The 7,832-nt window shown below is 47.4% G+C and carries 10 protein-coding genes; all 10 read left to right on the top strand.

Annotation, left to right across the window (positions count from 1 at the left end; translation table 11 throughout):
- The coding region (locus VIM87_RS05890) for a lanthionine synthetase LanC family protein (protein ID WP_331996082.1) at positions 1–380 on the top strand (380 nt) is incomplete at its 5' end.
- Positions 381–402: 22 nt separating this feature from the next.
- Positions 403–1,056: a response regulator transcription factor gene (locus VIM87_RS05885; protein WP_331996081.1), complete on the top strand. Its 654-nt coding sequence runs from the start codon at positions 403–405 to the stop codon at positions 1,054–1,056.
- 195 nt (positions 1,057–1,251) lie between these two features.
- Positions 1,252–1,428: a hypothetical protein gene (locus tag VIM87_RS05880; protein WP_217601545.1), complete on the top strand. Its 177-nt coding sequence runs from the start codon at positions 1,252–1,254 to the stop codon at positions 1,426–1,428.
- Positions 1,429–1,475: 47 nt separating this feature from the next.
- Positions 1,476–1,649 carry a hypothetical protein gene (locus VIM87_RS05875; protein ID WP_331996080.1) on the top strand — a complete coding sequence of 58 codons (174 nt, stop codon included), beginning with the start codon at positions 1,476–1,478 and terminating at the stop codon, positions 1,647–1,649.
- A gap of 60 nt (positions 1,650–1,709) precedes the next feature.
- Positions 1,710–1,883 (top strand): hypothetical protein, encoded by a 174-nt coding sequence (locus VIM87_RS05870; protein WP_331996079.1) that lies wholly within the window; start codon positions 1,710–1,712, stop codon positions 1,881–1,883.
- A gap of 44 nt (positions 1,884–1,927) precedes the next feature.
- Positions 1,928–2,125, top strand: a complete 198-nt coding sequence (locus VIM87_RS05865; RefSeq protein WP_331996078.1) for a hypothetical protein — start codon at positions 1,928–1,930, stop codon at positions 2,123–2,125.
- A gap of 51 nt (positions 2,126–2,176) precedes the next feature.
- Entirely contained in the window at positions 2,177–3,496 is a 1,320-nt protein-coding gene (locus VIM87_RS05860) for a hypothetical protein (protein WP_331996077.1), read from the top strand.
- A gap of 24 nt (positions 3,497–3,520) precedes the next feature.
- Positions 3,521–4,825, top strand: coding sequence for a hypothetical protein (locus VIM87_RS05855; protein ID WP_331996076.1), 1,305 nt, complete (start codon positions 3,521–3,523; stop codon positions 4,823–4,825).
- A gap of 16 nt (positions 4,826–4,841) precedes the next feature.
- Positions 4,842–6,152 (top strand): hypothetical protein, encoded by a 1,311-nt coding sequence (locus tag VIM87_RS05850; RefSeq protein WP_331996075.1) that lies wholly within the window; start codon positions 4,842–4,844, stop codon positions 6,150–6,152.
- The coding region (locus VIM87_RS05845) for an outer membrane beta-barrel protein (protein WP_331996074.1) at positions 6,140–7,832 on the top strand (1,693 nt) is incomplete at its 3' end. The genes VIM87_RS05850 and VIM87_RS05845, both read left to right, overlap by 13 nt.

Genomic DNA, 7,832 nt, shown 5'->3' with positions numbered 1-7,832 from the left:
AGGTACTGCTGTTTTACCGGGCCGCTAAATTGTTTGGGGATGATGGCCTGCTGCGCTTAGCCAACCTCATTGGTATGCAAAGCATGATGCGCAAGGACAGCTCATCTACCCAGGCTACTACTGCCGCCTTTTGCCATGGTGCTGCCGGGCTGGCGCAAAGCTGCCGCATATTATACAAGGAAACAGGATTCCCCGTGTACCGGGATGGCTATGAGCACTGGTTGCAAAGAACCATTTTGCTGCTGGAAGATGAATTACCCAAAGGCGTATACGCAGGCAAAGAAGAAGGCCTGCTGGATGGATTAACAGGCATTGCATTAACATTACTCTCCTACATATCTGATAAAGCGCTCAATTGGAGCAGCGTGTTATTGTTGTAGTACCCTTAAACTTATGCACAACATGAAAACCGCAATTATTTTAAAGCAGAATATTAACAGTGCAAAGCTGATAGCAGAATACCTGAAAGAGAAATGTATCCAGGTGCTGCATATCACGGATAACCCCGACGTTATAGCACGGCAGGCGGTATGGCAATGCGATATAGTGATCATAGATAAAAGCCTGCCGGAAAGCTTCAGCGGGCTTGAGCTGGCGCGTACTATCAAAAAAAGATCGCCCAAAACCTATTGCATTGTTTGTATACTGCCGGAAGACTTTCACGCCAACCTGGCCCTGTACTATGATGTAAATGGCTACCTGTCGGTAAACCACTCCCTCACCGACCTGGTATCCTGTATAGAAACCATACAGGAAGGTTACCGCTACCTGTGCCCTGCAATTAAAGAACATATAGGCGAACCTGTTTTGCAGGAGCATGCCTTACAGGAACCCATATACGATATTTCAGAGCAGGAAAAAAAGGTGCTGCAATTAATGCTTTCAGGCATGAAAGCAAAAGATATAGCAGATCAATTGTACATCAGCGTAAATACATTGAACAATCATAAAACAAATATCCGCAACAAGCTGAAACTCCACAGCAACAGGGAATTGCTGTCATTTGCAGTGAAGAATAACATTGTAAAGCTGAAGTATGCACAGGTGTTCCGGTAGTAATATTTTACTATCACGCAGCAGGAAATGGTAAGTAATTGCTATTGTTTCAGGGCTGATAAAATGCAAAATTTGAGTATTGATTGAAACGGAACTTTTGAGGTTAATATCGATATAAAAGTTAGCGCTAAAACAAATACCCAAAGACCCCATCAGATCATCAATTGCATTTATCACCCTTAAAACCCATCAAAAATGGAACAGAAACAACAACCTTCCAACATGAAGGAATTCCTGGGAGCAAAGATCATCTCTCCGCTGGAACAGGAAAAATTAACCGGCGGTAACGTTAGCGAAGACGAAGTAGCTGGCGAAAAAGAGAAAAAGAAAGACTCCAAGCTGAAAATCAAAGTAGGCCTGGAAACTGCCTGAGGAATTAAAACAATTATTTACCACACCCACCCAAAAAACAACACAAAATGGAAAACAAACAAAACTTCGACGCAAAATCCTTCCTGGCTGCAAGAACCATCTCTCCCCTGGAACAGGAAAAACTGATCGGCGGTAACGTTGAATCAGTAGAAGATACCAAAAAGAAGAAAGACAAGAAATCTGAAACAGAGATCGAGATCAAAATTCCGATCGGCTTATAATTTACCCACGGATGGATTGGCGGATAAAGCCAATCCATCCTTCTCAAAAACAATACTGTTATGGAACCCAGGACACAACAAAAATTTGACCCCAAAAGCTTCCTTAAAGCAAAAGTGATCTCTCCCCTGGAGCTGGAACGGCTGGTAGGCGGTAATGTAGATAAGGTACGCGTAAAGGTGCGTAAAGAAGGCGGAGAAACCGTAAAGGAAGTAGAGGTTAGCCAGTTTTTTTAATACTTCATTTTGAAATACTCTTTTAACCCTTAAAACCCAAAGAAATGAAAACTCCTGAAAAAGAAAAGTTCAATCCCCGGGCATTCTTAAACGCCAGAATTATTTCTCCGCTGGAACAGGAAAAGCTGGTAGGCGGTAATATAATAGAAGATGATGAGGCAGACAGTGAAAAGAAAAAAGTAAAGGAAAAAAAGAAAATAAAAGGCGTAGCACCCACCCAGCCAACCACAGGCCTGATCTAACAGCCGGCTAAGCTCACCGGTTCCTTTATCACAAGCTTAAAATGTAAAACTATGTTGTCAGAAATTATACCGTCCGGTAAGGTAGCACCAGCAGCGCCGTCTAAAATAGACAGCGCCTGGTGGGACGAGTTCCTGAAGAACTCTAAAAATTTCACCGAGACCATTGTGGTGAAAAATGTGCTCTCCGAAAAGGAATGCCATGAAATGACGCAGATGGCCCTGGAAGTGATCCGCGAATTGTGCACGCGTAAAACCAATGCCTACGATTTCAGGATCTATATTGATGGCGCGCACAAGAACGGGGATTACATGAACAACCATGTATACCCTTACGCGCCTATGGTGGATGAAGATGTGCCCACCTGGGTGAACCGCGCTTTTGGCGATCAGAAGTTCGGCATGATCATTAACTACGGGGAAAAGTTTTCGCATGCCCTTTCACAGCGCCTGGCAGAATATGCTGCGCCCCTGTTAAAGAAAATAGGCATGCCGCTGAACGGTATGTGCGTAACCATTTTCCTGGGTAACTATGCCTACACGCCACTGGGCATTCACCAGGATCATAAAGGGGAGAACGTGATCCACTTTCACCTGGGCCCCGGCGGTAAAGTAATGTACAACTGGGAACCGGATGAGTTTAAAACCCTGCCCAATGCCAAACAGAACTGCATGGAAATAGAGCCTTTGCTGCCTTATGCAAAGAAGTTTGAATTTGGCCGCAGCGATGTTTTTTACATGCCCTGGGATAAGTTCCATGTAGGCAGCTCTGAAGAGCTGTCGCTGGGAGTAACGCTCTGGTTCAACAATCCCACGCGCAAAGCGCTGATGTCAAAAATACTGGACGCTATAAAGATCCAGTATGTAAATACCGAAGACCTTACCATTACCACACCGGAAAAAGACCTGAAAGGTTTTAGCGGCTTCTCTAACATAGAATCCCTGCTGAAGCTGGAGGACCGGCACAGGCAGCTGCCCTTTAAAACCTTCCTGAAAGAAGTTTACCAGGAGTATATGTATGCGCTGTACAGCAATGGCGGCTGGTGGGCGCGGCCCCTGTCGCTGGAGCAATCCATTGAATATAACGAGAACGAGTATGAGCACCTGGCAGATAAATATATCCGCGCTATTTCCCCGTTCCGCGTTTATTATAAAGTATTAACGGCAGAAGAAAAGCTGCTGGTATTTACACGCGCCTCCAAGATCGAGATCAGGTACCATCCCGCACTGGTGAATATCCTGGAAAAGATCAACACCGGCGAAACCCTGGAAGTACATGCGCTGCTGCAGGAGCTGGCGCAGGACTGGCCGGAGGAAGCCGGGCTGTATTTCCTGTCGCTCATTTACAATAAAAGAGGAATTGAAATTGTGTAACCCATAACCCCAACATACAAACTTATGGAAACGCTCACACAAGTCCCACAACCGGTAGCTGTTATGAATGAAGCCTGGTGGAATAATTTTATTGACAGCACAAAAGGTTTTACTGAAACAGTAGTAGTGCCGGATGTGCTGCCCGCAGCAGAAGTGCAGTATATGAATAACCTGGTGCTGGAAGTAATAGGCGAATTATGCCGCTTTAAAACCAATGCCTACGGGCTGCGCGTATACCTGGATGGTAAGCAGCAGGATGGCGCCTACCTCGACAGCAGCCTTTACCCGCAGGCGCCCGCAGCAGGGGAGGATATTACTCAATGGTCTGCCCGCGTGTTTGAAGATAAAAAGTTCGGCATCATCATTAACTATGCTGAAAAATTTTCTCCCGCACTGGCGCAGCTGCTTACCAGCCTGCTGCAGCCTTTACTGCAAAGCACCGGCCTGCCTTTGGATGGTATGCATACCACCACCTTTATTGGCAACTATGGTTACACGCCTTTAGGCATTCACCAGGATCATGATGGCGGTAATGTGATCCACTTTCACCTGGGCCCCGGCGGCAAGATCATGTACAACTGGGATGCTGCAGAATACGAAAAGCTGCCCGGCGCAAAGCAGAACAATACAGATGTGGCTCCCATGCTGCCCTATGCACAGCAATACCCCTTTAAAACCGGCGACCTGTATTATATGCCCTGGAATAAATACCACATTGGTTTCAGCGATGAGCTGTCAGTAGGGGTAACCGTGTGGTTTGATAACCATAGCAAAAGTGATGTGCTGAATAACATCCTGGAATCGTTCAAGCGCCAGTATGTGGATATGGCAGACCTTACCCTTACCTCCCCTGAAACAGGCCCCGATGGCTTTACCGGCTTTGCACATGTGGAAAGCATGCTAAAGCTGGATGAGCGCCTGGAAGGCCTCAGCTTTCATGATGTGCTGGAAGAGGTGTATAAAGAAGTGATGCAAACCCAGGCCAGCAACGGCGGCTGGCGTGCGCAGCCTTTATCGCGCGAACAGGCGCATGGCTATAACGAGAACGAGTATATGCACCTGCAGGGAAAACAGGTGCGCCTGGCAAGCCCTTTCCACCTGTATCCCGTACACGTGGAAAAAACAGATCAGCTGCTGGTATTTTCCCGCGCTTCAAAAATAGAGATCAGGTATCATGCAGGTTTTGTTAGTATGGTAGAGCAGCTGAACAGCGGTGAAGTGCTGGCGGCGGATGAGCTGCTGAACTACCTGCCGGTAGAATGGCCGGTGGAAGCAGGCCTGTACTTCCTTTCCCTGATCTATAATAAGAGAGGTATTGACATTGTTTGATCAAACAACACTGGTTATGCACGCAACCTATAAAACCTGTTGCCAACAGTGCACCGCTAAAAGTAACTTCTCCTGCAAATGGTGGGAGGAGTTCCTGGAAAAAAGCGCACACTTTTCCCGCACCGTGGTAATACCGGATATTTTAAGCCCGGAGAAATGTGCGGAAATGAGCCTGGACACACTAGCCATACTGGGCAAGATCTTTACGGCGCAGGAGCTGTTTGCCGGCTTCCGCCTGTATGTGGGCAACACACAGCAGGGTGAGGCCTGGTTAAAGCAGCACGTTTTTCCACACCCGCCGCAGCCGGGTGAAGATGTGGTGCATTGGGCAGCCAGGGTGTTTGGCAAGGAAAAATTCTGTATTGCCGTAAATTATGGTGAGCGCTTTTCAGATCCCCTGGCCACTTACTTAGGCAGCTGTTTGCAGCCCCTGCTGAAAAAAATAGGCGTGCCTATGGATGGGATGGAGATAGATATCCTGATGGGCAACTACGGCTACACGCCGTTTGGTATTCACCAGGACAGGAGAGGGGAGAACGTGATCCACTTTCACCTGGGCCCCGGCGATAAGATCATGTACAACTGGGATAAGGATGCCTACCAGCAGCTGCCCAATGCAAGCCAGAATAATATGGATATTGAAGCCTTTTTGCCGCATAGCCAGGCATACCCCTTTAAAGCCGGCGACCTGTATTACATGCCCTGGGATAAATACCATATCGGTTACACCGGCGAGTTATCCATTGGCGTTACCGTATGGTTTAATAATCCAACGCGTGCATCCCTGTACAATAAAATGAATGCACGCCTGGCGCGCCACATTGATATGAATGATGTAACCCTCACCACACCGGAAAAAGATGCGCAAACCCTGGAAAGTTTTACACATATAGAAGACCTGCTGCAAGCCCTGCCGGAAATGTCCACGCTTACTTTAAGCGAGCTGCTGCAGCAGGAATATACGGAGCGCATAACCGCTATCAGCAGCAATGCAGGCTGGGGTGCGCGCCGCCCGGCCGATGAAGGTGTGGCTTTAATGGACCCTGCTGAATGGAGAGATAAAGCAGTGCGCGTTATACACCCTTTCCGCATTACATACCGCCTGCTGGAAGCGCGCAGCCAGCTGCGCCTGTTTGTACGCGGCAACAGCACGGATATAGCCTATTACCCCGAAACCCTGCAGCTGGTAGAAAAGATCAATGCCGGAAAACCCTTACAGGCAGCTGCATTGATGGAAGACCTTTCAACCGTTTACACACCGGAAACCGGCGCCTGGTTATTACATACACTCTTGGCAAAAGGAGGAATTGAGCTATGCGAAGTATAAAATATTTCTTTGTCCTCATGTGCATACTGGTAACTATAGCCGCGCATGCGCAAACAGATAGTGCTTACCTGCAGCAGCATCAGAAGCAGCTGAAAGAAATTGAGGTCACTAGTCAGAAAAAGCTGGTGGAGCGTAAAATAGACCGTATTGTGCTGAACATTGCCGCCAGCCCGCTGGCATCCACCGGCACGGTGCTGGATGCCTTATCTACCGCCCCCGGCGTAATGGTGGATAATGACCGCATTTACATCAAGGGCAGAACCGGCACCATGGTGATGATGGATGGCAGGCCCCTGTACCTGTCAGCCGCAGAGATCAGCCGCATGCTAAAGAACATGCCTGCAGGCGCCATTGATAAAATAGAAATTATTACCAACCCCTCTGCCAAATATGATGCAGCCGGTAATGCAGGTATTATTAACATCCGCACCAAAAAAAGCCGTATCAAAGGTATGAATGGTACTTTGGGGCTTACCTATGCCACTGGCTTTTATCCCAAGTATAACACCAATGCAGACATTAATTACCGCAACAATAAAATATACCTGTTTGCAGGCTTAAGTGACAGCTACAATAAGAACCGTGCTATTTTCAAAAGCCATAAGACCATCACCGGAAAGGACCCGCTGATCTTTGATGAGGCGGGCCTTTCTATTGCCAATGGCCGGGAAGATGGTATACGCGCCGGCATGGAATATTATATGAATCCCAATAATACATTTGCCTTTTCAACCAACACTACCCTGCTGCATGCGCCCACCGCCGAAACCTACAACACAAATTTCAGCAGCAATGGCAGCAGTGTGGATTCCAGCCTGTATGTGCGGAACAACCTTTCATCCCGCTACCACAACATTACCGGCAATATTAATTACAAACATACTTTTGATTCCCTGGGCAGTGAGCTGGCAGTGAATGCGGACTATGCCGCTTTCCGCTCCCGTAACAAAGGATCATTTGTGAACAGTTATGCAGATGTGCAGGGAAAGCCCTCCCGGCCCGATGAGCAGCTAAGGAGCAATAGCCCGGTAACCATTGACATCTTCACCGCCACAGCAGATTATACTAAAATATTACCGCACAGCTGGAAGCTGGAAGCAGGCGTAAAAACCAGCAGTGTGCGTACGGATAATGATATTCTTTTTGAAAACAAACAGGATGCGGACTGGTATACTGATGCCGGTAAAACCAACCATTTCCGGTATAAAGAAAATATTAGCGCCTTCTATTTCAATTTTTATAAGAAAACAAAATTTGCAGAGCTGCAATGGGGCCTGCGGGGTGAGCAAACCAGCTATAACGGTTACTCATTAACCACCGGAACGGAGGTGCGTAACAGTTACTTTCAGCTGTTCCCCAGCGTGTTTATTACCAAAGAGCTGGGGGAGGATCATGTGCTGAACTTTTCTTACAGCCGCCGTATTGACCGGCCCTCTTACCAGGATCTGAACCCCTTTATTTATTACAACTCGCCCTATGCTTACTACCAGGGCAATCCCTATGTACAGCCACAGTACACGCATTCGCTGGAAGCTTCCTGGACCTTTAAGGAAGATTATACCCTTACGCTGGGCTATGCCGCCATTAAGGATTATTTCACCTACATCTCTTACCTGGATAGCAGCACCAACATCACAAAAGAAACCATTGCCAACTTTAACACAGCACGTAATATAAGCC

The organism is Chitinophaga sp. (assembly GCF_036569125.1).
In the GTDB taxonomy this organism is placed as follows: Bacteria; Bacteroidota; Bacteroidia; order Chitinophagales; family Chitinophagaceae; genus Chitinophaga.
The sequence above is the reverse complement of the archived record's forward strand: the minus strand, read 5'-3'. Positions and strand labels throughout refer to the sequence as shown.

Excerpts from the sequence above, each read along its gene's own strand:
- VIM87_RS05880 (WP_217601545.1), top strand. The coding sequence starts at position 1,252 with ATGGAACAGAAACAACAACCTTCCAACATGAAGGAATTCCTGGGAGCA.
- VIM87_RS05855 (WP_331996076.1), top strand. The coding sequence starts at position 3,521 with ATGGAAACGCTCACACAAGTCCCACAACCGGTAGCTGTTATGAATGAA.
- VIM87_RS05850 (WP_331996075.1), top strand. The coding sequence starts at position 4,842 with ATGCACGCAACCTATAAAACCTGTTGCCAACAGTGCACCGCTAAAAGT.
- VIM87_RS05875 (WP_331996080.1), top strand. The coding sequence starts at position 1,476 with ATGGAAAACAAACAAAACTTCGACGCAAAATCCTTCCTGGCTGCAAGA.
- VIM87_RS05870 (WP_331996079.1), top strand. The coding sequence starts at position 1,710 with ATGGAACCCAGGACACAACAAAAATTTGACCCCAAAAGCTTCCTTAAA.
- VIM87_RS05860 (WP_331996077.1), top strand. The coding sequence starts at position 2,177 with ATGTTGTCAGAAATTATACCGTCCGGTAAGGTAGCACCAGCAGCGCCG.
- VIM87_RS05865 (WP_331996078.1), top strand. The coding sequence starts at position 1,928 with ATGAAAACTCCTGAAAAAGAAAAGTTCAATCCCCGGGCATTCTTAAAC.
- VIM87_RS05885 (WP_331996081.1), top strand. The coding sequence starts at position 403 with ATGAAAACCGCAATTATTTTAAAGCAGAATATTAACAGTGCAAAGCTG.